The 23364-nt window shown below is 37.7% G+C and carries 22 protein-coding genes; 5 read left to right on the top strand and 17 right to left on the bottom strand.

Features of this window, described 5'->3' with window-relative positions:
• Positions 1-426: 426 nt before the first annotated feature.
• From I6E78_RS04700 to I6E78_RS04685, 4 genes are all read right to left on the bottom strand, one after another.
• Positions 427-810, bottom strand: coding sequence for a DUF1090 domain-containing protein (locus I6E78_RS04700; RefSeq protein WP_197182062.1), 384 nt, complete (start codon positions 808-810; stop codon positions 427-429).
• A 107-nt stretch (positions 811-917) separates the two neighbouring features.
• Positions 918-1490 carry a tRNA-(ms[2]io[6]A)-hydroxylase gene (locus I6E78_RS04695; protein WP_011328238.1) on the bottom strand — a complete coding sequence of 191 codons (573 nt, stop codon included), beginning with the start codon at positions 1488-1490 and terminating at the stop codon, positions 918-920.
• Positions 1491-1577: 87 nt separating this feature from the next.
• Positions 1578-2210: a sulfotransferase gene (locus I6E78_RS04690; RefSeq protein WP_086996941.1), complete on the bottom strand. Its 633-nt coding sequence runs from the start codon at positions 2208-2210 to the stop codon at positions 1578-1580.
• Between the two features lie 8 nt (positions 2211-2218).
• Positions 2219-2593, bottom strand: coding sequence for an MAPEG family protein (locus I6E78_RS04685; protein ID WP_192531913.1), 375 nt, complete (start codon positions 2591-2593; stop codon positions 2219-2221).
• Positions 2594-2714: 121 nt separating this feature from the next.
• On the opposite strand from I6E78_RS04685, the gene I6E78_RS04680 reads away from it, so the two are divergent.
• Complete coding sequence (locus tag I6E78_RS04680) at positions 2715-4061, top strand: DUF2254 domain-containing protein (RefSeq protein ID WP_011328241.1); 1347 nt, start codon at positions 2715-2717, stop codon at positions 4059-4061.
• A gap of 9 nt (positions 4062-4070) precedes the next feature.
• Here the strand turns inward: I6E78_RS04680 and I6E78_RS04675 are convergent, their stop codons facing one another.
• The 3 genes from I6E78_RS04675 to ggt all read right to left on the bottom strand — a co-directional run bounded on the left by I6E78_RS04675 (position 4071) and on the right by ggt (position 8623).
• On the bottom strand, positions 4071-4781 hold the full coding sequence (locus tag I6E78_RS04675) for an SIMPL domain-containing protein (RefSeq protein ID WP_011328242.1): 711 nt from the start codon (positions 4779-4781) through the stop codon (positions 4071-4073).
• Positions 4782-4998: 217 nt separating this feature from the next.
• On the bottom strand, positions 4999-6693 hold the full coding sequence (locus I6E78_RS04670; RefSeq protein WP_011328243.1) for an NAD-dependent malic enzyme: 1695 nt from the start codon (positions 6691-6693) through the stop codon (positions 4999-5001).
• Between the two features lie 151 nt (positions 6694-6844).
• Positions 6845-8623: a gamma-glutamyltransferase gene (ggt, locus tag I6E78_RS04665; RefSeq protein WP_197182061.1), complete on the bottom strand. Its 1779-nt coding sequence runs from the start codon at positions 8621-8623 to the stop codon at positions 6845-6847.
• Positions 8624-8717: 94 nt separating this feature from the next.
• Here ggt and rrtA point away from each other — a divergent pair, with 94 nt between their 5' ends.
• Entirely contained in the window at positions 8718-9302 is a 585-nt protein-coding gene (gene rrtA, locus I6E78_RS04660) for a rhombosortase (protein WP_011328245.1), read from the top strand.
• Between the two features lie 54 nt (positions 9303-9356).
• On the opposite strand, the gene I6E78_RS04655 is transcribed toward rrtA, so the two are convergent.
• The 7 genes from I6E78_RS04655 to I6E78_RS04625 all read right to left on the bottom strand — a co-directional run bounded on the left by I6E78_RS04655 (position 9357) and on the right by I6E78_RS04625 (position 17725).
• Positions 9357-11861, bottom strand: coding sequence for a S9 family peptidase (locus tag I6E78_RS04655; protein ID WP_197182060.1), 2505 nt, complete (start codon positions 11859-11861; stop codon positions 9357-9359).
• A 102-nt stretch (positions 11862-11963) separates the two neighbouring features.
• Positions 11964-13136, bottom strand: a complete 1173-nt coding sequence (locus tag I6E78_RS04650; protein ID WP_197182059.1) for an endonuclease/exonuclease/phosphatase family protein — start codon at positions 13134-13136, stop codon at positions 11964-11966.
• On the bottom strand, positions 13136-14062 hold the full coding sequence (locus I6E78_RS04645) for a YeiH family protein (protein WP_011328248.1): 927 nt from the start codon (positions 14060-14062) through the stop codon (positions 13136-13138). Before I6E78_RS04645 ends, I6E78_RS04650 begins: the two co-directional genes overlap by 1 nt.
• Positions 14063-14068: 6 nt before the next feature.
• Positions 14069-14293, bottom strand: a complete 225-nt coding sequence (locus I6E78_RS04640; RefSeq protein ID WP_011328249.1) for a DUF2798 domain-containing protein — start codon at positions 14291-14293, stop codon at positions 14069-14071.
• 57 nt (positions 14294-14350) lie between these two features.
• Positions 14351-15499 carry a 5-(carboxyamino)imidazole ribonucleotide synthase gene (locus I6E78_RS04635; RefSeq protein WP_197182058.1) on the bottom strand — a complete coding sequence of 383 codons (1149 nt, stop codon included), beginning with the start codon at positions 15497-15499 and terminating at the stop codon, positions 14351-14353.
• Positions 15500-15501: 2 nt separating this feature from the next.
• Positions 15502-15984, bottom strand: coding sequence for a 5-(carboxyamino)imidazole ribonucleotide mutase (gene purE, locus I6E78_RS04630; RefSeq protein ID WP_011328251.1), 483 nt, complete (start codon positions 15982-15984; stop codon positions 15502-15504).
• Between the two features lie 151 nt (positions 15985-16135).
• On the bottom strand, positions 16136-17725 hold the full coding sequence (locus tag I6E78_RS04625) for an ABC-F family ATPase (RefSeq protein ID WP_080516828.1): 1590 nt from the start codon (positions 17723-17725) through the stop codon (positions 16136-16138).
• Positions 17726-18442: 717 nt separating this feature from the next.
• Between I6E78_RS04625 and I6E78_RS04620 the strand changes: the two genes are divergently transcribed.
• Positions 18443-19654: a porin gene (locus I6E78_RS04620; protein ID WP_197182057.1), complete on the top strand. Its 1212-nt coding sequence runs from the start codon at positions 18443-18445 to the stop codon at positions 19652-19654.
• 214 nt (positions 19655-19868) lie between these two features.
• On the opposite strand, the gene I6E78_RS04615 is transcribed toward I6E78_RS04620, so the two are convergent.
• Together I6E78_RS04615 and I6E78_RS04610 are read right to left on the bottom strand one after the other, a co-directional pair.
• A complete protein-coding gene (locus I6E78_RS04615) occupies positions 19869-20159 on the bottom strand; it encodes a hypothetical protein (RefSeq protein ID WP_197182056.1) in 291 nt (96 codons plus the stop codon).
• A gap of 297 nt (positions 20160-20456) precedes the next feature.
• Positions 20457-20957 (bottom strand): GNAT family N-acetyltransferase, encoded by a 501-nt coding sequence (locus tag I6E78_RS04610; protein ID WP_011328255.1) that lies wholly within the window; start codon positions 20955-20957, stop codon positions 20457-20459.
• A 151-nt stretch (positions 20958-21108) separates the two neighbouring features.
• Here I6E78_RS04610 and I6E78_RS04605 point away from each other — a divergent pair, with 151 nt between their 5' ends.
• Positions 21109-21312 (top strand): hypothetical protein, encoded by a 204-nt coding sequence (locus tag I6E78_RS04605; protein ID WP_011328256.1) that lies wholly within the window; start codon positions 21109-21111, stop codon positions 21310-21312.
• Positions 21313-21401: 89 nt separating this feature from the next.
• Here I6E78_RS04605 and I6E78_RS04600 read toward each other — a convergent pair whose 3' ends face one another.
• The gene (locus tag I6E78_RS04600; RefSeq protein WP_011328257.1) at positions 21402-21599 is read right to left on the bottom strand and encodes a CPXCG motif-containing cysteine-rich protein; all 198 of its coding nucleotides are present in this window, start codon (positions 21597-21599) and stop codon (positions 21402-21404) included.
• Between the two features lie 448 nt (positions 21600-22047).
• Here I6E78_RS04600 and I6E78_RS04595 point away from each other — a divergent pair, with 448 nt between their 5' ends.
• Positions 22048-22569: a TetR/AcrR family transcriptional regulator gene (locus tag I6E78_RS04595; protein WP_041454430.1), complete on the top strand. Its 522-nt coding sequence runs from the start codon at positions 22048-22050 to the stop codon at positions 22567-22569.
• Positions 22570-23364 lie beyond the last annotated feature (795 nt).

The raw sequence follows: 23364 nt of genomic DNA, 5'->3' as shown, positions 1-23364 counted from the left end.
TTTGGTTTAATTATTAGTCATTTAAATTATGTTAAATTGTGGTGTGATTATGTTTATCACAGTAATGCGCTTGGTTATTTAACTAAAACTCACTGCTGATAGTGGTTTTAACTATGAACTTCTAAGTTGTTGAAAGACAGCTGGTATAAAACAGAGTAATGGAAGCGCGCTTCCCCATAATGTTTGATTGCTATTTGTAGTATGACTTTTTAAGTATAATTTTTAAGTGTATTTTAATTAGGCTAGTTTTAAAGATTGAAGTGCCCTGCACTGTATATAGTTATTGTTGCGTAATAATGTAATTAAATATGATGGTTAATCCGATAATATTCGCAGTACACTTGCTGTTAACGATAACCTAAAGCGTTAACAACAAGTAGCCACTGGTGATTTAATTAATTTTGCCAAGCTCATCTTTCAGATGTTTTAGTTTAAGCTTTCTGCTGTAATCTTTTTTTGATACTTACTAACTTTATCACTTTTACCTGCTTGTTTAGCATCTAGCAGATCTTCTTCATATTCAGCAATATCATTGTTAGCATCGTTTATTTTTTCTATTAAATTTTCTTTCAATATTTTTTCGCTGCAATTAGCTTTTGCTGCATGTAATGCCTTTTTTAACCCTTCAATCTTGTATTTATTGCCATGTTCCTTAGCTATGGCAAGCTGGCTTTCTATCTCGAAAAATTTTTTTTCACAGCCAGTCAAATCACTACACGCTAATGATGCAGCAACCGATGTAGATGACAGCATAAATAGAATACCTGCAGTTGTTAGTATTACTTTATATTTTGAAAATATATTAATCATCTGCTTTGTCCAAACATAATAATTATTAAATTATGCGTAATTGTTACAAACAAAAAAGCGCCAAATATAAATTTAGCGCTTTTAGAGTATGGCATTAACAGCTTAAATTAATGCAGTGCCGCAGTAAACGGAATGCTTTCACAAATTTTAGCTTCCGCTATTAGTAGCTCTTCTAGGCGTATGTCTACTTCTTCTTTATCAAAATACTCATACGCTAGTTCTACAAATAAGTTTTTATGTTTTTCTTCTGATTCGGCAATCGCAATGTAAAACTCTTTTTCTTTGCCCTCTGGTAACGCTTGCGCCACTAGTGAAAAACGTTCGTGCCCTCTTGCCTCAATAACCCCACCGACTAATAATCGATCCATTAAAAAACCGTCGCGGCCGTGTCTAAATAAAGCACGTATTTGTTTTATATAAGGGTCTTTTTTGTCGTCACCTAAATTTACATCACGTGAAATTAAAATTTTCAGCACTTCTTTAAAATGAATCATTTCTTCAAGTGCTAAGTCTGCCATAGCTGTAACCAGTTTACGTTTATCGGGGTAATGCGACAGCATAGACATGGCCATACCCGATGCTTTTTTTTCGGCTGCGGCGTGGTCTTGTAAAAAAGTATCGAAGTCATCAAGTACAACTTCGGTCCATTCAAATGGAGTGTGGTATTTTAATTCAAACATGCTCTGTACTACTTATAACAAGGTGTAAAATAATGCGCAGATTTTAGCGTATATTAGGTAAAAAATCATGCTCCTAAGCCTGTAAAGTTAAACCTTGTAGCGTAACAGTTTATCTATGCGCCCTTTTGCTGTTGATTCAACTTTTAGCGGATGTTTTATATCGTTCCAGGCAGTAACTTTGCCGCCCATATTCATTTTTTCAAAATCTGTTTTATTACTTTTAATCGCTAAAAAATCACAGAGCATTTTGTAGCTTTGCGGTTTTGCTATATTTATTGATAAAAAGCGTTGCTCTTGGTGTTTAAAATAATTTTTAGCGTCATTGATATGCGTGTTATAACAATGCGTTAAGTAACTATCATCGTTTATATTATCAATTGTTAAATTACTAAATGTATTTAAATAACAATGCTTTATATGAATATTAAAGCCACCATCAGTGCGTGTTAAATTAGTATGCATACGTAATAATAATTGCTTTATTGATGGTAGCCATACGTTAAGCTCACGCTCTAAATAAATAAATTTTGCATCCGGATAATACTTATCGAGAGCTTTATAATCATTAAAAATTGGCGTATCGGCAATTGCATGGGCGTTATCAAAACAATTGTTTGTGTAAGCAGTATGCGCTGTTGGTATACCAAACTCTAAAAAAGCATGGCAAACACTTGTAGTGCCTGTACGCGGTAAACCAATAATAAATATTTTGTTATTCATAATTAAATTTAACTAAAGCGGGTTAATAAAATAACTAAAGCACTTATAAGCATAGTTAAAAATGTAGCTATAACACCAATTTGGCGGTACTTTAGGTTTTTTTCTACTATGCCAAAATTATGAAAAACGCGGCCTATAAGTAGCATTGCACCAAGTGCATGGCAATAATGACTCGCTAACCCCTGATATTCTGCTAAAAAAAGCAAAATAATAGCAAACGGTACATATTCCATAAAATTACCATGGGCACGAATTACCCGTTGCAACTGTGGATTTTCGCCTTCACCAAGTGATATTTGCGCTGCCCTGCGCACGTTTATTACGTTAAAGCTTAAGTAAATATAGTAAAATGCAAGTAATGCAGCGTATGTTGAAATGATCACAGTATTATCCTAATATTTTTGGCAATAATAACACACAAGTTAACCTTCATTATCAGAAGTTTAGTTTACAACTATGCTAAAGTATTAATAATACTCTTATACAATAAAGCATAAGGATTTTATGTTTGTACCTCGCAAAGTAGCCGACAGTTATCGAGAAATGATAAATAGTATTGGCTTTTACCCTTCTTTACTTTCAATTGCATTTTTAACCTTTGCGGTTATTACGATGTCGGTTGAATATATGCCCATTATTGAAAAGCTAAAGTCGTTTATATCTGTAGTATTAGTAGATAGCGCCGAAAATGCGCGAACTGTTTTAAGTACCTTAGCCGGCAGTATTATTTCGTTAACTGTGTTTAGTTTTTCAATGGTAATGGTGGTATTAAACTCAGCCAGTGCCAGTTTATCGCCGCGTGTAGTACCTGGATTAATAACCCGGAAATCTCACCAACTGGTATTAGGTTTTTATTTAGGCAGTATTATTTACTCAGTAATTATGCTCATAAATATTAATAAACTCGAGAATGGCGCCATGGCTATACCGGCACTTGGGGTATTATTTGCGCTTATTTTTGGTTTGATTTCGTTAGGGCTATTCGTATTTTTTATTCACTCTATATCTCGCGCTATTCAAGTAGATAATGTTTTAAATGGTTTATTTAGCCAAACAAAAAGTGAAATTAAAACCATTATTAAAAGTCAGCAAGAAGCGCCGCTTAAAAATCTTCCCGACTTTACTGATTGGCATTCTATAAATAGTCAAACTGAAGGCTACTACAAAGGAGTGCACACCGATAAGCTTTGCGCCTTATTATCTGCAGAAGAAATTGAGCTTTATATCACTGTTAAACAAGGTTATTTTACAGTTAAAGGTTATCCATTTTTAAAGTGTAATAAAGATATTTCAAGTAATGATGAGTTAATTACTAAAATTTTAAGCTGTTTTATTTTTTATATAGAAGAGTATATTAGCGACCATTATCGTTATGGTTTAACGCAAATATCAGAAATAGCCGTTAAAGCGATGAGCCCAGGCATAAACGATCCGGGTACAGCAGTTAAAGCCATTGATATGTTGAGTATTTTATTAATTAAACGACTTTCAATAAGTGATATTAATTACAGCTTTAAGCACAGCAAAGATACGCCATTATTATATATACACGAAACCCGCTTTGATGAATTACTGCATGATAATTTTACACCGCTACGTAATTACGCTAAAGGCGATGCGTACGTAATGACCAATGTGTTAGAAGCATTTAAAAATATTTTATTTGTTGCTCACGAAAATTCAGCGGCGAGGGAAAGTTTATTTAATTATTTAAATGCTATTGTTGATGACATTAACGAGCACGTAACGAATGAGTACGACAGGCAGGAAATTAATAATATGCTTAAATCAATTGCCCGTATTAGTAAGCAACAAGGTGATACATTACTGGCACGTTTTAAGCGCCAGTAAGGTATAAACTTAATCTATATAATAAACTGCATAACTAGATGCAGTTATAATGATTTCACCTGCATGATAGGCATCGGGTACATAATTACTCGGTGTACTATCTGAGAGCATCACTTTTTCAGCGCGCATATAAGGGGCTGATTGCACATTTAATGGCTGCATAGATGCGCTATATAAGCCTTTTAACTCTACGCCAAACTCACTGCTAAATTCTTTAGCTGCATCGCGAGTATCTTTTATAGCCAGTTTTTGCGCTTTTTTGTAGAGTTCATCGTAATTGCTTGCTAAAAAACGCGTATGGTTAATTTCGTTAATACCATTGTTTACTAAGTTTTGTAGTAACTCGGGATATTTATTAATGGCATTAAGCTTAACCGTTAAAGATCTGCTAACCCTAAAACCTTTAAATTGTTGCTCACCGCTTTCACGATTATATTGGCTTTCTCGGTTTATTGATATTTGCCCGGCATTAATATCTGCATCACTTACACCTAATGCTGTTACTAATTTTATTGCCTTAGCCATGGTTATATCGGTTTTATTTTTTGCAGCAATTAAATCTTTATCTATTTCGGTAATGCCAACATTTAATAATACATGGTCTGGCATGGTGGTAATTGTTGCTTCACCTTTAACATAAATATGCGGTGTATCGGGTGTGGCCGCAGCAAATGCATTAAAGCTCAGTGCTGCACCTAAAAATAAAGTAAACGTTTTCATAAGTGAATCCTTTTATATTAACCGTAACAACTGGTTATATTACTAACTTTATTAAATTCGCAATCCTTTATTGGTCACTAATTTAATACAAAAAGTATTTACAGCCTGCTATATATTAAGCTTATTAAACACTTTAAGTGGTTAATTACAGATGAACAAGTACAAAAAACAGGCCGTAGCCTGTTTTTTAATTATTACTAAATACTAAGTTGCAGCTTTAAATGCTACTGCGCTTATAGTTACGGTACTTAGGTAACCAGTAGTTTTTATCGATAGCAGCCCATAGTGCGTCGTCAGAAATATCAAGAGCAACGCCCTCTTCAATCGCTTTTTTGCCTACAGCAAATGCAATACGTTTACTTAGGGTTTCAATTTCTGTAAGTGCCGGCAATAAACTTCCTTTACCTGTGTTTGCACGCGGCGATGATTCAGCCAGCATTTCGCTAGAAACACTTAACATAGCATCTGTAATACGCGTTGCTTTTGCAGCTATAACCCCTAAACCAATTCCCGGGAAAATATAACTGTTGTTACACTGCGGAATTGGGAAAAGCTCACCATTATATTCAACTGGGGCAAATGGGCTACCTGTAGCAACAAGTGCTTTACCTTCGGTCCAGTTAATAATATCTATTGGGTGTGCTTCTACCTGTTTTGACGGGTTACTTAATGGGAAAATAATAGGTTGTGCACAACCTGAATACATAGCGCGTATTACTTGTTCGGTAAATAAACCAGGTTGGCCCGAAACACCAATTAAAATATCGGGTTTAGAGCAATGCATTACATCAAGTAATGACGCAAATTCGCCGCTGTACGTCCATTCACTCAAACGAGCTTGTGGTTGCGCTAAAACTTGCTGAAAGTCGCGTAGACCTTCCATACCTTCCGATAACAAACCAAAGCGGTCAACCATAAATACCTGGCTGCGTGCTTGCGCTTCGCTAATACCTTCAAAAACCATTTGGCTTACAATTTGCTCAGCAATACCACAACCCGCAGAGCCAGCACCAACAAATACTACTTTTTGATCTGCTAGGCGTTCGTTTTTAACTCTACACGCAGCAAGCAATGAGCCAACAGTTACTGCAGCTGTGCCTTGAATGTCGTCATTAAAACTACAAATTTCATTGCGGTAACGTTTCAGCAGTGGCATCGCATTTGGCTGAGCAAAGTCTTCAAACTGTAGTAATACATTTGGCCAGCGACGCTTGATTGCTTTAATAAATAAGTCTAAAAACTCATCGTACTCATCTTGAGTAATACGCTTATGACGCGCACCCATATACATAGGATCGTTTAATAGCTTCTCGTTATTTGTACCCACATCTAGCATTACCGGTAATGTATACGCAGGGCTAATGCCACCACATGCGGTATACAAAGATAGCTTACCAATAGGAATACCCATGCCACCAATACCTTGGTCACCTAAGCCTAAAATGCGTTCACCATCGGTTACCACAATTACTTTTACTTTACCTTTGGTGGCATTGCGTAAAATGTCGTCTATTTGAAAACGATTTTCATATGAAATAAATAATCCACGTGCGCTGCGATATATATCTGAGAATTTTTCACAGGCATCACCCACTGTTGGGGTGTAAATTATTGGCATCATTTCTTCAATATGATCACGCACTAAACGATAATAAAGTGTTTCGTTATTATCTTGAATTGCACGTAAATAAATATGCTTATTAAGATTGTCGGTAAAACTAGAATACTGCTGGTAACAACGCTCTACCTGCTCTTCGATTGTTTCATAACGAGGAGGCAGTAAACCCGCAATATTAAAGTTTTCGCGTTCTTTTTGGCTAAATGCACTGCCTTTATTGAGTAATGGCGTTTCAAGAAGGCCGGGGCCAGAATGATGAATATAAAGATAATTTGGATCGGTATTTGTAGTCATATTTCCAAGCTTTACTTAGTCTTAAGTTATGATCTGCCATTATCGGTGTTAAAGGCTAAATTGCAATGCTATTTAACCTTGTCAGACCATTGAGAATATATAAATGCGCTAATTTTAAACACTAGCTTAGCGTATTTGTATTATACATAATTTAGAATTTTAAAGTGGCGCTTTTATCAGTTAAATCAGACAAAGCCACCCCTTCACGGCGAGGATCGGCGCCGCCTATTAATGTGTTGTTTTTTACTTCAACTGCATGTAAACCAGAATTTAAATCTAAAATTCTAACATTATGACCACGCTTGCTAAGTGCTGGCGCTAATGCTTCAAGCGCAGTGCCTTTTTCAAGGCTAGTGTAGTCGTTACGATTAGTAGTACGTGGTAGATTAATTGCTTCTTGAACAGATAAATCCCAATCAAGCACGCCAATTACCACTTGCGCAACGTAACTAATAATACGGCTTCCGCCAGGAGATCCGACAACCAAACGTAAACTTCCATCTTTATTAAATACCATTACTGGCGACATAGAGCTGCGCGGGCGCTTGCCAGCTTCAACTCGGTTTGCTACAAGCTGGCCGTTTTTACGCGGCGATAATGAAAAGTCAGTCAGCTGATTATTTAAAATAAAACCATTTACCATTACCGTTGAGCCAAAAGCCATTTCTATTGAACTGGTCATAGACACTGCATTACCTTGGCTATCTACAATCGACACATGGCTGGTTGATGGCAATTCGAACGAGTCATCTTTGGCATAACTTAAGTAATCAACTGGGTTACCAGCAACGGCTGTTATATCTTGCTCGGTAATTAGTTTTGCACGTGTGGCTATATAGTCTTTATTTAATAATTCCTTGGTAGGTACTTGGGTAAAATCGGGATCGCCCATGTAAACATCCCTATCGGCAAACGCAATTCTTGATGCTTGGCTAAAGTAATGCAGTGCTTGCTCACCATTGGCTGGCAGTGCGCCCATGTTTTTATGCTCTAATAAGCCAAGCATTTGCAGCACAGCTACCCCGCCGCTACTGGGTGGTGCCATAGAACATACATTATAAACACGGTACTCAATACATACCGCCTCGCGCTCTTTGCTAGTGTAATTAGCCAGATCTTGCTCATTTAATTTGCCAGGCGCTATTTTAGAGTGCTGTACCGCATTAACCATTTGTTTGGCATTAGCGCCCTTATAAAATGCATCAATACCATTACTAGCAATCTCTTTGTATAAATTAGCTAATGACTGGTTTTTTTTGATGCTACCTATCGCAATTAATTTACCGTTTGGGAAAAAGTAGTCGTTAATTACTGGCATGCTCATTACGCCAGGGTTTAATTGGCGCTGCAGTAAACCGTGTAATCGCGGCGAAACCTCAAAGCCTTGCTCTGCAAGCTCAATGGCTGGTTTAAATAAATCAGCCCAAGGTAGTTTACCGTATTGTTTATGTGCGTTAGCAAAGGCATGTAAAACCCCTGGCACACCTACTGAGCGTCCACCTACTATGGCTTCAATCCACTTCACGGCTTTGCCATGCTTATCTAAAAACAATGTTTCGTCGGCGTTTTCTGGTGCAGTTTCACGGCCATCAAAACTGGTTAATTTGTTGTTTACTTTGTTGTAGTACAGCATAAAGGTGCCGCCACCAATACCTGACGATTGTGGTTCTACTAAAGTCAGTACCAGTTGCGTTGCTATTGCAGCATCAACAGCGCTGCCGCCTTGCGCTAATATTTGCTGCCCAGCACGAGATGCATACGGGTTAGCTGCAACCACCATATAATTATTGCCGCTCACGGCTTGTTTATGTACTAAGCCGGTTGCGGCTTCTGGCTCGCGCGTTTCAATTTGAGTAAGGGGTTGTGCAAATAAAGGAAAAGACGTTGCACATAATGTAATAGCAAGTAATGCGTGATGTTTAAAGTTCATAAAGAGTAAATAACCTAAATTATCAGGAGTTAATTGGCATCTTAAAGTTAAACAGGCACAATATGCAAAAATTAATACTAAAAATTACAATTAAATGCTTAATTTACCAGTGCAACCTCGTTATTTACTCCCTCCTTTATTTTTAATGCTGCTAAGCGTTACTTTTGCTACTTTTGATTTAAATGACTTACTCGAATTTAATCGCGATTTAGTTAATCAGGGCGAATTGTGGCGAGTTTTTAGCAGCCAATTTGTTCATGCTAACTGGGCACATTTGGCGCTAAACTGCGGCGGTATTATTTTAATTTGGTTACTACATGGCGAATATACGTCGCCTAAACGCTACGCTATTAATATTAGCTTATTGGCTCTGTGGTGCGGCTTAGGTGTTTACTGGTTTTGCCCCAGTATTTATATTTACACTGGGCTAAGCGCACTGTTACATGGCGTTATTATTTGGGGCGCAGTTAAAGATACAACACTTGAGCTTAAGTCGGGCTATTTATTGTTTATTGGGGTGTGGCTTAAAATAATATTTGAGCAGCTAAATGGTCCTAATGCTGATATTGGTAAGCTTATAAACTCAACCGTTGCAATTGACGCGCACTTAATTGGTGCTATTGGTGGTACTTTGTTAGCCGCACCTTTATTAGTTAACTACATTAAAAACAAAAACTAAATATAAAAAACGCCACTTAAAAGTGGCGTTTTAGGTGTAACTTGTTATTAATCGTTACAGGGTTTCTTTAAACAGTTTATAAATACGGCGATATTCATCTAACCAGCTCGATGGCTGCACAAAACCGTGCGGCTCTACCGGAAAAATAGCCGTTTCAAAGTTTTCTTTTTCAAGCTCAATTAAACGCTGTACTAATCTAACCGTATCTTGAAAAAACACGTTGTCGTCAACCATAGGCGCATTAATTAATAAGCGTTTGTTTAAACCCTCAGCATAGTAAATAGGCGAACTGCGCTCATATGCAATTGGATCAACATCCGGATGGTTTAATATATTTGCCGTGTAAGGCGCATTATAATGAGCCCAATCGGTAACGGGGCGAAGTGCAGCGCCCGCTTGAAACAATTCTGGCGCGGTAAATAACGCCATAAAGGTCATAAAGCCGCCATAAGAGCCGCCATACGTACCTACAGCTTGCGTATTTACGTTGGCATTTTCTGCCATCCATTTAACCCCATCAGCTAAATCTTGGGTTTCGGGTGTACCCATTTGACGATAAATTGCCGTACGCCAATCACGTCCATAGCCTTTAGATGCGCGGTAATCCATATCCATTACTACATAACCTTCGTCAGCTAATAACGAATGAAACATAAACTCACGAAAATACCCAGACCAGCCCAAGTGCGAGTTTTGTAAGTAACCTGCACCGTGGTTAAAAATAACCGCTTTACGCTTTTTACCCACTTCGCCCTCTACATAATCAGCCGGATAGTACACTTTTGCGTAAATAGGTTGATCAGTATGGCTAGATGGCACTGCAATTATTTTAGGGGCCGTTAGCTTTTTAGCTAAAAACTCATCCGAAACCGTATGTGTTAACCGGGTAACCTGTGTGTTTGCTTTTGCATCAGCCACATACAACTCAGTTGGTAACATAATTGTTGAGTGCTTTAACAGCAGCTTGGTTTGATCAGGGCTAAGTGTATAGTCGGTCATACCGTTAAGGTCGGTTACTTGCTCGTTTTTACCGGTTAGTGGATTTACACGGTAAATTTCGTATAGGCCTGGGTGTTCAACGTTAGCTTTATAATAAATAGCACTGTTATCGTCGGTAAGCGTAAGATTAGATACTTCAAACTTACCTGTTGTTAGCGCTGTTGCTTTACCATTTAACGGCTTTTTATAAAGCTGACTGTAACCCGACTGCTCTGATACATAATATAAGGTGTTAGAGTTGTGTAGCCAGCCAAAATCGTTAAAAGCATAGGCTATCCAAGCGTCGTCATGTAAACGATGTTGCGACACTAACTTATTATTTTTAAAATCGACGGTTGCTAACCAGCGATCTTTGTTATCCCACGCTTCTAGCATTACTGCTACGTTTGAGCCGTCGTCGTTCCAAATTATAGGGCTTTGATCCCAGCCCCAATCGCTAATTAAATTTATACCACGCGGCGCTTTTTTAGACTTATACGTTTTACCATCACGGGCATAGTTTTCTTTTTTAACCGCTGCTAATACGTCTTCATCAAAGCCCGGTAGGGTATCAAAGCTTAAGGTATTTTGACTTTTATCGTTTAAATTAATGTATACCAGCTCTGAGGTTTGCGACTTTTCGTCAGCTACTCGGCGGCGCGCTTTTTTAGGTTCAATGCGGGCATCATCGGTAATATAATTTGGCATTATATCGCTATCATCGCGCCAATCTCTTTGCTCTTGCACTACCACTAATAAAGCATCACCATTTGGCGATAACTGCACGTCTTTTACACTATTACCTTTGCCTAAATAAAACTCAGTATTAGCAATTGAGCTATTTTGCTGCTTAAGCTGTGCTTTGCGTGCTTGTTTATCTTTATTGTTTTTATGCGTTAGCGCTATGTAATCAATAAGTTTGTGCTGCTCTTTAGCAATATAACTGCTTGGCTCTGTAATGCCCTGGGGCTTATCTGCCAGTTTTAAATTAGCAATTTCAGTGGTTAAGCCTGAGCTTAAGTCAACTTTAAAAAATGTATTACCTTGACGATAAGCTAAGCTGCCATCATTTAAAAATTGTGGTTTAGATTCAGTGCTAGAGGTATGCGTTACTTGTTGAATTGCACCTGTTGTAACGCTTTTTACAAATATATTACCCTCAAATACATAGGCTTGCAGGGCTTTATTTTTTGAATAAACAGCTTTATTTGCACCTACAGTGTGCAGTTTATTAAGTGCTATTTGCTCTGCGCTTTGGCTTGTAATTGATTGGCTAAATAAGTTACGTAACTCATTACCTTGCTCTTTACGTGCATAAATAATGGTAGCAGAATCACTGCCCCAAAATGCGCGTTCTGGTTGACGTCCAAGCCAATCGGGATGGGCCATAGCTTGCTCTAACGTTATTTTAGTAGAGCCCATATCGGCGGGGGTATTAACAACGGCAGCAACAGGAGACGTTGTTACATTATTTTGCGTAGCTGTTGAAGATGATGCAGTTGCTTGACACCCTGCTAAAAAAACACTTGAGGCAACAGCCAGTGCTATTAATGTTTTGGACGATGAGATATTAAAAATCATAGTGCTTATTAACGGTAATTATAATTAAGCCGTATTTAAGCAGAAGCACTTTGGTGATTGCAATTTTTTAAGACAAACGCCGGTGTAACTGAGTTAGGTTGCTTATTCTAAGCGTAAATCTAGCCAAACTAGTCGATGATCACTCGACGCATTTCTGTCTTTAATTAAGCGGTTTAGCTGGCTATTTTTAGTTGGCCAAAATACCCCACCATCAATAATTTTTAACCCATAATGCGATGGCAAAACATAGTCAACCCGTGCTTGCCAACTTGCACTGTAATTTTTAGCATGGCTGTGCTGTGGATATTGCTCTTTTGCGCCAGCACTTTGCGGTATAAAACTGGCGTTTACAAGCGGATGCTTAAGTAGCTGATCTGTAGTTATAGTTCGCTGTTTATCACCCTCAGGGGCGGCATTTAAGTCACCTAAAATAACAAACCGAGACTGAGCATTTAAACCGCCTTTTTTACCTTTATCGTCATAAATATAATCGGCATTATTAATGTAGTCTGCAACTAACCTTACTTCATCATGGTTACGCTTGCCATTTCTGTCCTCTAAGCCATCAAAAACCGGCGGGGTTGGGTGCGATGCAAGTATATGTACCGTTTTATTATTAACTGATATGGGTAAATCCCAAAAAGATTTTGAGCTCAAACGAATGTTTTGCCATTCTTGCTCGTTATACCAGTTTTTGCCTGTGGTTGGATCGATAGGCATTTGCGCATTAGGCATATCTTTATATTTAAAAGTTTGCAGCGTTCGTACTTTATCTAAATCGATTGGATAACGAGATAAAACGGCCATACCGTAATGGCCTTCAAAAAAACCAAAACCGTGAGCGTCGCCCATTATTCCTGTTTTTTTACCGTCGTTATCTAAATCAAACTCAGTGGCTAAACCGGTATTAACCGGCGCAATATAAAAATAAGGATAGTCTATTGCCGCTTGATTATTTTGACTCACGTTTAAATAATGGCTTTTAAAGTACGCTATACCCTGCTCTTTTGGCACATAGTCAAACTCGTTTAATAGTATTATATCGGGGCGAACACGTTGAATTATTTCGGCAATATTTTTAATTTGTGAATGCTCTGCTTTAAGCGCGCTAACCAAAGAATCGCTTTTTACAGGGGTTTTTCTTGGTGTATAGTTAGTTGCATCCATACTTACATTAAAGGTGGCAACACGCAGTTGCGCCGCTGCAACGTAGTTGCTTAGCAGTAAACAAAACAACGTACTACCCAAAGTAATACTACTTAAATTACCTTTCATTATATCAACCCATCTAAAATTAATAATAAAATAACACTACTTACCACTATCCATAATAAAATTGCCATTATAAAGGGCTTAAGTCCGGCTTGTTTTAGTACTGCTAATGATAGGCCACTACCAATTAAAAATAATGTAACTATAAGCAATTGTTTAGCAACTATATTAATAACGCTCCATACAGGTGAAAACTGTGGCAAATAAGTATTAATAAGTGCGGCGAGTACAAAGCCAACAATAAATAGTGGAATACTGGCTTTTTCATCTGAGCGTAAAAACACCCCAGCAAGCGCAGTATAAGGAATGATCCACATAGCGCGGGTTAATTTTACTGTGGTGGCAATGCTTAGTGCCACAGCGCCATAAGTAGCGGATGCACCTACAACACTGCTGGTATCGTGAATAGCTAAAGCAGCCCACATGCCAAATTGCTGCTCGGTTAAATTAAAATAATGGCCAATGGCCGGAAACAACAGTAAGCCCACGCCATTGAGCATAAATACTACGCCAAGTGCCACAGCCACTTCATGATCTTTTGCTTTAATTACCGGTGCCATAGCTGCAATAGCACTGCCACCACAAATAGCAGTGCCAAATGAAATTAATACGCCGGTATTGCGGTTAAGTTTAAATACTTGGGTAAGTATTTCACCTAAGCCAATTATTGCGGTAATACTCACAATAGTGAGCACTAAAGAGCTGCTACCCACTTCAATTACCTGATTAAAGTCAACGGCAAAACCAAGCCCGACCACCGCTGCTTTTAACATCCACTTACTGGCTTTTTGCGAAAGCTCGGCAAACGGATTACCTAATGTCATAGCAAAAGCAGCGCCTATTACCAGTGCACTACCAGCGCCAATAAAAGGAGTGATACATAATGCTAAAAGAATTAAAAACAATGGCTTTTTGAGTGTTAATGGCATGCTGTATTACGCTCGAATTATTTTATCAGTTAACTTGTGTACTAAAGGTGCAACTAGAATAACTGTAGGAAATGCGATAGAAAATGCAAATACCCATGCTTTGAGCCATATAGTTATAATATTATCGACCATTCCCACGTTAAATAATGAGATCACAAAAGACATAAAGCCCGACATTAATAGTGCCATTAAAAATGCAAACACAACATTGCGGTATTTAGGGTTAAACATAGGTGTAGCCTTTGGCGTTAAGCAATAAATTGAGATGTCCCAATTTATTGCTTATTTTTAGTTGAGTATCAAAGATGTACTCGTGGCTAAAATACCTGGGTAGGCTTGTTCTGGTAAACACTCGCTAAGTTCAGCTAAGCGTTCACCTAGTTGATGTAGACTTTGAGCTGAGACATTAATATGACCCATTTTACGCCCTGGTTTTACTGTTTTACCGTACCAATGACTAGTTACATCAGTCACTTCTAAAACTGCAGTAGGAATACTGGCTTGGCCAAGCACATTTATCATCGCAGTGGCGTGTTTAAGCTCAGTATTACCCAGAGGCAGCCCTGCAACCGCACGCATATGGTTTTCAAACTGCGAGCAATGGCAACCTTGCTGTGTCCAGTGGCCTGAGTTGTGTACACGCGGGGCAATTTCGTTTACCAGTAAAGTGCCTTTAACGTCAAAAAACTCAATTGCCAATACACCCACATAATTAAGCTCATTCGCTAATTTAGTAAAGGCATCAATAGCTTGCTGCTCTACATGGCTATTATTTAAACCTGCTACCGATAAGGTTAATACACCATTGGTGTGCTGGTTTTCGGTTAACGGATAAATTGCAACATTACCGTGTTTATCGCGTGCACCAATAATAGATACTTCACGATCGAACGGAATCATTTTTTCAGCAATAATAGTATGAGGTGCATGTGCTGTGCCTGAGGCAATAAAATCAGACATTTGAGCCCAAATTTCATCAATTTGATCGTCAGACTTTAATCGCCATTGGCCTTTACCATCGTAGCCTGCTTGACAGGTTTTAATAACTAAAGGTTTACCTAGGTTTTTAACCGCAAGCTCAAGGTGCGCTTTTTCAGTAATAAGTTGATACGGTGCGCACGCTACAGCTGTTTTATCTAGTAGTGCTTTTTCGATTTGGCGATCGCCACCGGTTTTAATGGCGGCTTTACCCGGATAAAACTTATTGCTATTACAACAAAGTGTTAATACATCGTCAGGTATATGCTCAAACTCAGCAGTAATTGCATCTGCGTTTGCTATGGCTTGCTCTAATGTGGTTGAGTAAACTTCGCCTGTGAGTGGGTGCACAATTTTTTGGCTGCCTACATCGTACGCAACCACATTTAAATTAAGTGGCGCGCCAGCAAGGCTCATCATGCGTGCTAATTGCCCTGCACCTAAAATTAAAATAGTCATTATTACTCTGCAGGATTAGGGTTAGCTAAAATAGTGTCGGTTTGTTCTTTACGAAACGCTTCAATTTTTGCGAATATTTCAGGATTTTGACACCCTAAAATTTGCGCTGCAAGTAAACCTGCATTAGCAGCGCCAGGCTCACCAATAGCTAATGTCCCTACCGCAACACCTTTAGGCATTTGGCAAATAGAAAGTAGCGAATCAATACCATTAAGCGCTTTTGATTTAACTGGCACACCAAGTACTGGTAATGAGGTAAATGCAGCTGCCATACCCGGCAAATGGGCCGCGCCGCCTGCGCCTGCAATTATAACTTTAATACCACGGTCGCTTGCTGAGCTTGCGTAATCAGCAAGGAGTTGAGGAGTTCGGTGGGCAGAAACTACTTTTGTTTCGTACTCAATGCCAAATTTTTCTAGCATGAGCGCCGCATGTTCCATGGTTGGCCAATCTGATTTAGAACCCATAATAATGCCAACTTTCATAAATACTCCTCAGTAATATACTATTTTAACTAGCGGACTTATGTCCGCTTTTATGGCGGGTATTATACCCAAAAGTCATTAAATTGCGACTAACAAAAACAAAAAAAGCCATGTTAAACATGGCTTTTAAAAGTTAGCAGTAAAGCGCTATTTACGCCTCTTTACTTGCTAGGTACTCAGCGTAGGTACCTCTAAAGTCAATAACCTTACCGTCTTTAACTTCCCAGATACGCGTAGCAACCGATGATACAAATTGGCGATCGTGAGACACAAACAATAAAGTACCTTCGTAGGCTTCAAGTGCTAAGTTAAGTGCTTCAATAGATTCCATATCCATGTGGTTGGTTGGCTCATCCATTAGTAATATATTTGGTTTATGCATCATAATTTTACCAAATAACATACGGCCTTGCTCACCACCCGATATTACTTTAACCGACTTTTTAATATCGTTTTGAGAGAACAACATACGGCCTAAAAAGCTGCGCACCACTTGCTCGTCGTCGCCTTCTTGCTGCCATTGCTCCATCCACTCAAATAAGTTCATATCGGTGGCAAATTCATCTGCATGATCTTGCGCGTAATAACCAATATTGGCATTTTCAGACCACTTAAACTCACCCGACTTAGGCGCTAAACGCCCAGCAAAGGTATTTAACAGTGTTGTTTTACCTACACCGTTTTCGCCAATAATAGCAATGCGTTCACCTACTTCTACTAAACCTTCAAGGCCAGAGAACAAAGTGTTGTCGCCAAAACCTTGGCTAAGGTTAGTCATTTCTAGCGCATTACGGAATAATTGTTTTTCTTGATCGAAACGAATAAATGGCGTTTGACGTGATGACGCTTTAACTTCATCTAACTGAATTTTGTCGATACGTTTAGCACGCGACGTTGCTTGCTTAGCTTTTGACGCATTAGCAGAAAAACGCGATACAAATTGTTGAAGTTCAGCAATTTGGTTTTTCTTTTTGGCGTTTTCGCTTAACAGACGCTCACGTGCTTGCGTTGCAGCAAACATGTATTCGTCGTAGTTACCTGAATAAATACGCAGCTCACCGTAATCAATATCGGCCATGTGGGTACAAACCGAGTTTAAAAAGTGGCGGTCATGCGATATTATTATCATGGTGCAATCGCGTTGGTTCAATACATCTTCTAACCACTTGATTGTATAAATATCCAAGTTATTAGTAGGTTCATCGAGTAGCATTATTTCAGGATCTGAAAACAGTACCTGTGCTAAAAGTACACGCAATTTAAAACCTGGCGCAATTTCTGACATAGGGCCATAGTGTTGCTCAGTAGCAATACCTACACCTAATAACAACTCACCCGCTTTAGATTCTGCAGAGTAACCGTCCATTTCGGCAAATTCAGTTTCCAAATCGGCTACTTTCATGCCATCCGCTTCGCTCATTTCAGCTAAAGAGTAAATACGGTCGCGTTCTTGTTTAATTTCCCATAACTGCTTGTGACCCATGATCACAGTATCAATTACAGAATACTCTTCGTACGCAAACTGGTCTTGGTTTAGTTTAGCAACTCGTTCATTTGGATCAGTGCTAACGTTACCCGAAGACGGCTCAAGCTCACCACTTAGAATTTTCATAAATGTTGATTTACCGCAACCATTAGCACCGATCAAACCGTAACGGTTGCCGTCGCCAAATTTTGCTGAGATGTTTTCAAATAATGGTTTAGCACCAAATTGCATGGTGATGTTAGCTGTACTAATAATAGCGCTACCCTCCAAGGGAGACATGATGTATTTTAATTGCGCGCAGTTTAAACCAAATTCATCGTTTTTTCTATGAAAGTTTAAAGGCTAAATACGCAAATAAGAGCCTGCTTTAATAACTATAATTAAGTTGTGAAATATTACTTAACCCACACTAGGTAACGCACCTTACAAAGCGATTAAATTGCCGCATAATTAAACAAATTTCAATTTTAAAAAGTTAACACTTCCTTATATTTGTATCCAAAAACAACATCAGTCAGCAATTGATATTGCTGCTGGTGCGTATTTAATTAATAAATTTTTGCTGACTGAATTTCATTCGCCGTTGTTAACATCTGCAAAATTATTTAATACAACTGTTTAACCTGTTTGTTAGCTTGTTTGTCGCATTTAGTTTTTATTAAAAATATTTTTGTATATATTGATGATATAAAAGACACTTAGAGCTTTTGCACTACCCTTCACTTTTTAGCCAACTTGAAAAAAACTCACCTTTATTTTTTTAATTTCTAATACCAAACAACTACCCAGCAACTTAAAGTATTAAAAAAAGCAACACCACAAAAACAAAATTAACGCTAGGTGAATATTTGCTATTTATTTTGTTTATTGCGGGTGATTATTTTTCACTTTTGAGCATATTATTGCTTTGTTAGTCTTCAACCCCACAGATATACCCCAATAAAAAAGCATCAAATTTACACAAGGCAACAAATGATAAATAACAAGTTAGCAACTCTACTAAGCGTAAGTATTTTAGCGGCTCCAGCTGTATCAGCAGTAGAAGTTTATAAAGACGATAAAAATGCTGTCTCTATTGGTGGTTATATTGACGTTCGTGCGATCAATACCCAAAACCAAACTGAAATAGTAAATGGTGCCTCGCGTATTAACTTTGCTTTTAAACGCCAATTAAAAAATGATTGGGAAGCACTGGCCTTAATTGAATGGGGTGTAAACCCTGTTGGTAATAGTGATATTGTTTACAATAACCGCTTTGAATCTATTCAAGATGAGTTTTTATATAACCGCTTAGGTTATGCCGGCTTATCGCATTACAAGTATGGTCAAATTACTATTGGTAAACTATGGGGTTCATGGTTCGATGTGGTTCACGCTACTAACTTTAGCTATGTATGGGATGGTAACGCAGCGGGTGTTTATACATATAATAAAGACGATGGCGCAGTAAATGGTACCGGTCGCGGTGATAAAACGCTGCAATATCGCAATACTTACAACGACTTTGAATTTAGCGTACAAACGCAACTAAAAAACAGTGAGTTTTACACTTGTGATGTAAGCAATATTACAGAAGCACAGTGCCAAGCCAAATGGGAAGCTGGCGAAGCGACTGCACAAAAAGTAGAGTTTAATTACACTTTTGGTGGCGCAGTAACTTATAACGTAACCAATATGCTTACGTTAACTGCCGGCATTAACCGCGGTGAGTTTGACTTACACTTTGGCGATGGCACAACTCGCTCAGTAGAAGATATAATTTATGGTGCGGGAATTAGTTGGGGCGATATTAATGCAGCAGGTTTATACGCTGCAGCTAACATTAATAAAAACGAAAACCATGATACCGACAATTTGGGGCGCTTAATTAAAGAAGCAGTTGGTATAGAAACATTTGTATCTTACCGTTTCGATAATGACTTTAGACCATTTATTGCATACAACCTTTTTGATGCTGGCGACGATTACGTAATTCAACCTAACTTTAACGCCGATCCTAACGATGTATTTAAGCGTCAATTTGCCGTTATTGGTGTTCATTACTTACTTGACGACAATACCCAGCTTTACATAGAAGCACGTAAAGATTTTAGTGACTTTGAAAGTGCTAATAAAGAACAACAAGCACTTATGGAACAATCGGAAGATGACGGTATCGCAATTGGTTTTAGGTATATACTTTAAAGCCTAACTTAGTTTTACAAAGGCCTTGTTATAGAGCATAACAAGGCCTTTTTTATTGGTTTTAAGTTTATAGCATCACTCAGCCATGCTGCTTTGAATGTCTATTTGGGCGCTTAAAACTATATTTACAAATGTTGTACTTACGTCATTTTTTAAATTGAATTTGTAGTGGACTTTGCGTACTTGCATTCTCCAGCGTTATAAAATGACATCCTCACTGTAAAATTTCTTGTGCACAATACAGTCCTATCACCCCACTCCTAAACATTACAATCTCGGTTACTAATGTTTGCATATGCCTAGGTTTGCTAACACTATTTGGCGAAAACCCGACTTGTTTACTTTCACATTTATGGCCTTGATTAACAAGAGCAACTAGCTTATCTGGATAGACCGCATGGCTAATAAATTCATTGCTAATTGTGCTTCTTAGTAATGGCCTTGAAAACGCTATATCAATTTGCTCTGTAGCTGTCATTTCAAATAACGTTACGTGCACTTGCATATAGTAGGTTTTATAAGTGCGGACCAAAACCACCATAAAGGTTAAACACGCCGAACTCAAATGTGCAATTTAAGTGAACCGGATAAGTCGTCAGGATCTCAGATATTGTAATTTGAGATAAATATCAGCGCTTAGCATTTACTACTGCCCTGCTACTTTATAAATTTAACACCTTTGCTAAGGTATTGCTCCCCCACAGTAAGTATGATGTGTTCTTTGCTGTGTTTAATTATAAATAATTACAGTAATTACGGAAGTAACGTTTAGATTTAAACCGGCTATTGTAGCACGTTAACTCTATAATAATTTATACCAAAGTGAACTGTTATCACTATTTTGTACACCACACTTTGGCGTAAATCCTAGCTTTATTAGCAAAGCGTGTGAACGTTGGTTGTGTGTACTTACCTCAGCATACAAATGTTTTAATTGTAATGCAGGCATTACTGCCATAAAACCTAAAAGCACTTCTTGCATAATTCCTTGTTGCCAAAAATCTGGGTGTAACTCAAAACCTATAAAAGCAGTTTGCTTGTCTGTATTTATTTTGTATAAACCACACGAGCCTAACAATTGGCCATTGCTGTTATGCTCAATTGCTAAGCGCAATACACCCCCTTCGTAATAGCCGCTAATATCGTTTTGTATTAATTGCTTAACCTGTTGCTGGCTAAGCGGTGTTTGGTAATCGTTATATTGAGACACTAAAGGATGATTTAAAATGCCAAACAAAGCTGCACCATGTTTGTGAGTTATTAAACGCAAGGTAACTCGCGGTAGTGTTATTGTTTTAAACATGCAATTACCAAAATTATAAATTTTTGAGCTACCTACTACTTAAATTCAGTATTTGTAAAAATAGCTATTAAGCAATAAATAGCACTTTATATAACAGTATTATTAACTTACCATACTGCATTAACAAGCAATATATTGAGAGTAATTAGCCATGAGTGACGATTTTAAAGTAATACAGCCCACTACCACGGTTTATTGCCCTGAGCGCGGCGAAGGTTGGACCCTAACGGGGATTACTAATATTAACGAGTTCACTTCGGTGATGTTTGACGGCACGCGCTACACCCTTCCCGCTCGCGAAATTATAGAGCAGTTATTGCCAAACCAATTAGCAAGAGAGCAGCAAAATAAATAACGACTTTTTAGCTTACATAAATAACTAAAAGGCTGCTTTGATAAAAAGCAGCCTTTTAGTTTTAAATTAAATCTGCGAGATTATAAAAGTTAAAATGCATCATCTTCACTGTATACATTAACACCAAGCTCAGCATCAGCATCTTCAAAAACTTTAAAAATAATTGGCTTACAACATACCTGGCAGTCTTCAATATACTGTTGGTCTAAATCTGCAGCATCTAGTAAAACGTCAATTGTTTCGCCGCAATAAGGGCAGCCAATCGATTTTTCGGTTAATTGATTCATTTACACACCAACCATTATAAATAAAGTTATTTTAGTTAAAATGCAGCTATTAAACAACATATCCTAAGTATTACACTGTGCTAATTTTTATAGCATTTACGCGAGTAAATATTATCGCTTATAACCAGGCTACTGGTTTATTTTAATGCGCTTAAATAAGGCAATAAACTCTAACTTGAGAGTTAGATAAACAAACTAGAACCTGTAGAATGAACAAATACATGTTTGCTATAATAATAACAATGCAGATTATTAATTGAGCATGCTCACAATAAAAATGAGCGCACTCAATTACTATTTACTTAATTTAGTAAGTAGCGAATAGTCAATAAGCATTTTCAAGCTTAAAATAGGGTACTCAATTGTTTTTAATGCAGTTTTATAAACACTTATTTTGCACTTACAAACATTACTTAATAAAACTAGTAGAGAGCAATACACAAATATAATGGATAAAAAACAGAGAACACGTAATAAAATTTTAGCATCTGCTTGGGAGTTATTTTTATTACAAGGTTACGAGCATACCTCAACCCGAGAAATTGCAACAGCTGCTGGTGTGGCTGTGGGCACTGTATTTAGTCATTTCGAAAATAAAATAGACTTATTAATTGCCGGAATGCAGCAACAAATTACCGCTATAATTAATCAAGCTCGCGCATCCGATAAACAACACTCTCCTAGATTAAAGCTGCGTCATTATGCACATCCCCTGTATTATTTTTATTGTGAAAACAGTGAATTTAGTAAAATACTTATCAGTAATGTTATTTGGCAAGCAACCTTTTTTAGTGAGCAAGTAAGCCTGTTTAAACAGTTATTATTTCAGCAGCAAACTCAAATTGATGACGTAAAAGCAAGCGTAATGATTGACTGCTACTTTATGACTTTAATTAGCGGGTTAAACGAGCAATCTCCCAATGCCGATGCTATGTTAAGGCAACTTACCCAAAAAATAGCTTTGCTATAAACAGAGCACTATATAATTACTGGTAACTAAAACGGAGCATCGCTATGCGGTAAGCCCCGCCCTTTACTTATGATAAAGAAAACATAAAGATTAGCGCTATTGCTAAACTATACTCACCCACAACAAAGCATGATGTGTTCTTTTTACTCATAGCTTTGTCCATTAAAGCTAATAGCATTCAGTATAAATAAGCTCTGAATAAGGTGTTTAATACACTAGCCATTTCTTATTAAACTCCTATTCTGCACTTTAATAAGTACAGGTAATATTATGCACCTCCAAACAATACTGTATATAAACACAGTTACCTACAATATTGTAACCCAGCTAAGTAAACCGGCACCATTAAAAATTAAAACTTTATATATAATAACCTATTATAAAACTGAATTTATACATAAAGTTTATTATATAAAAACAAACACTGTACGCAAACAGTCAACGCCATTTGTGCTAAATATCTCACTTCCCTACTTTTTAAATACATACCTCCACCAGCGGTATTGGCAGTTAACATTTTATAAGCTTGTGTACTAAGCACCTACCCGCTATCTTCTTGCTAATGCCTAGTTGTGAACCACCGGCAATAAGCATTTTATTAGTTTTACTGTTCTTAAAATTTGCTAACAAGCTTTGCGTTAGTCTCAAAAATAGGGTTTAGGCTTTAAAGTGGGTTTTATTAAAGTGGCCTCATTCACTAAAGCGCGTTGCGGCTTACAAATAAAAATGAAATACGTTTTACTAATAGCGGGTCTAGTAACTATACCAATATATTTATTTATACATTCATCAAAC

It is taken from the genome of Pseudoalteromonas sp. NZS127 (assembly GCF_015864805.1).
Classification (GTDB): Bacteria; Pseudomonadota; Gammaproteobacteria; order Enterobacterales; family Alteromonadaceae; genus Pseudoalteromonas; species Pseudoalteromonas nigrifaciens.
Note: the sequence above shows the minus strand (reverse complement) of the source record. Positions and strands in the feature narration are given on the sequence as shown.

What these genes read in the sequence shown, in the direction of transcription:
- I6E78_RS04640 (WP_011328249.1), bottom strand. Translation starts at nt 14,293, where the DNA reads ATGTTTAACCCTAAATACCGCAATGTTGTGTTTGCATTTTTAATGGCA.
- I6E78_RS04650 (WP_197182059.1), bottom strand. Translation starts at nt 13,136, where the DNA reads ATGAAAGGTAATTTAAGTAGTATTACTTTGGGTAGTACGTTGTTTTGT.
- I6E78_RS04680 (WP_011328241.1), top strand. Translation starts at nt 2,715, where the DNA reads ATGTTTGTACCTCGCAAAGTAGCCGACAGTTATCGAGAAATGATAAAT.
- I6E78_RS04595 (WP_041454430.1), top strand. Translation starts at nt 22,048, where the DNA reads ATGGATAAAAAACAGAGAACACGTAATAAAATTTTAGCATCTGCTTGG.
- ggt (WP_197182061.1), bottom strand. Translation starts at nt 8,623, where the DNA reads ATGAACTTTAAACATCACGCATTACTTGCTATTACATTATGTGCAACG.
- I6E78_RS04645 (WP_011328248.1), bottom strand. Translation starts at nt 14,062, where the DNA reads ATGCCATTAACACTCAAAAAGCCATTGTTTTTAATTCTTTTAGCATTA.
- I6E78_RS04610 (WP_011328255.1), bottom strand. Translation starts at nt 20,957, where the DNA reads ATGTTTAAAACAATAACACTACCGCGAGTTACCTTGCGTTTAATAACT.
- I6E78_RS04635 (WP_197182058.1), bottom strand. Translation starts at nt 15,499, where the DNA reads ATGACTATTTTAATTTTAGGTGCAGGGCAATTAGCACGCATGATGAGC.
- I6E78_RS04675 (WP_011328242.1), bottom strand. Translation starts at nt 4,781, where the DNA reads ATGAAAACGTTTACTTTATTTTTAGGTGCAGCACTGAGCTTTAATGCA.
- I6E78_RS04620 (WP_197182057.1), top strand. Translation starts at nt 18,443, where the DNA reads ATGATAAATAACAAGTTAGCAACTCTACTAAGCGTAAGTATTTTAGCG.
- I6E78_RS04655 (WP_197182060.1), bottom strand. Translation starts at nt 11,861, where the DNA reads ATGATTTTTAATATCTCATCGTCCAAAACATTAATAGCACTGGCTGTT.
- rrtA (WP_011328245.1), top strand. Translation starts at nt 8,718, where the DNA reads ATGCTTAATTTACCAGTGCAACCTCGTTATTTACTCCCTCCTTTATTT.
- I6E78_RS04600 (WP_011328257.1), bottom strand. Translation starts at nt 21,599, where the DNA reads ATGAATCAATTAACCGAAAAATCGATTGGCTGCCCTTATTGCGGCGAA.
- I6E78_RS04615 (WP_197182056.1), bottom strand. Translation starts at nt 20,159, where the DNA reads ATGCAAGTGCACGTAACGTTATTTGAAATGACAGCTACAGAGCAAATT.
- purE (WP_011328251.1), bottom strand. Translation starts at nt 15,984, where the DNA reads ATGAAAGTTGGCATTATTATGGGTTCTAAATCAGATTGGCCAACCATG.
- I6E78_RS04695 (WP_011328238.1), bottom strand. Translation starts at nt 1,490, where the DNA reads ATGTTTGAATTAAAATACCACACTCCATTTGAATGGACCGAAGTTGTA.
- I6E78_RS04670 (WP_011328243.1), bottom strand. Translation starts at nt 6,693, where the DNA reads ATGACTACAAATACCGATCCAAATTATCTTTATATTCATCATTCTGGC.
- I6E78_RS04690 (WP_086996941.1), bottom strand. Translation starts at nt 2,210, where the DNA reads ATGAATAACAAAATATTTATTATTGGTTTACCGCGTACAGGCACTACA.
- I6E78_RS04605 (WP_011328256.1), top strand. Translation starts at nt 21,109, where the DNA reads ATGAGTGACGATTTTAAAGTAATACAGCCCACTACCACGGTTTATTGC.
- I6E78_RS04700 (WP_197182062.1), bottom strand. Translation starts at nt 810, where the DNA reads ATGATTAATATATTTTCAAAATATAAAGTAATACTAACAACTGCAGGT.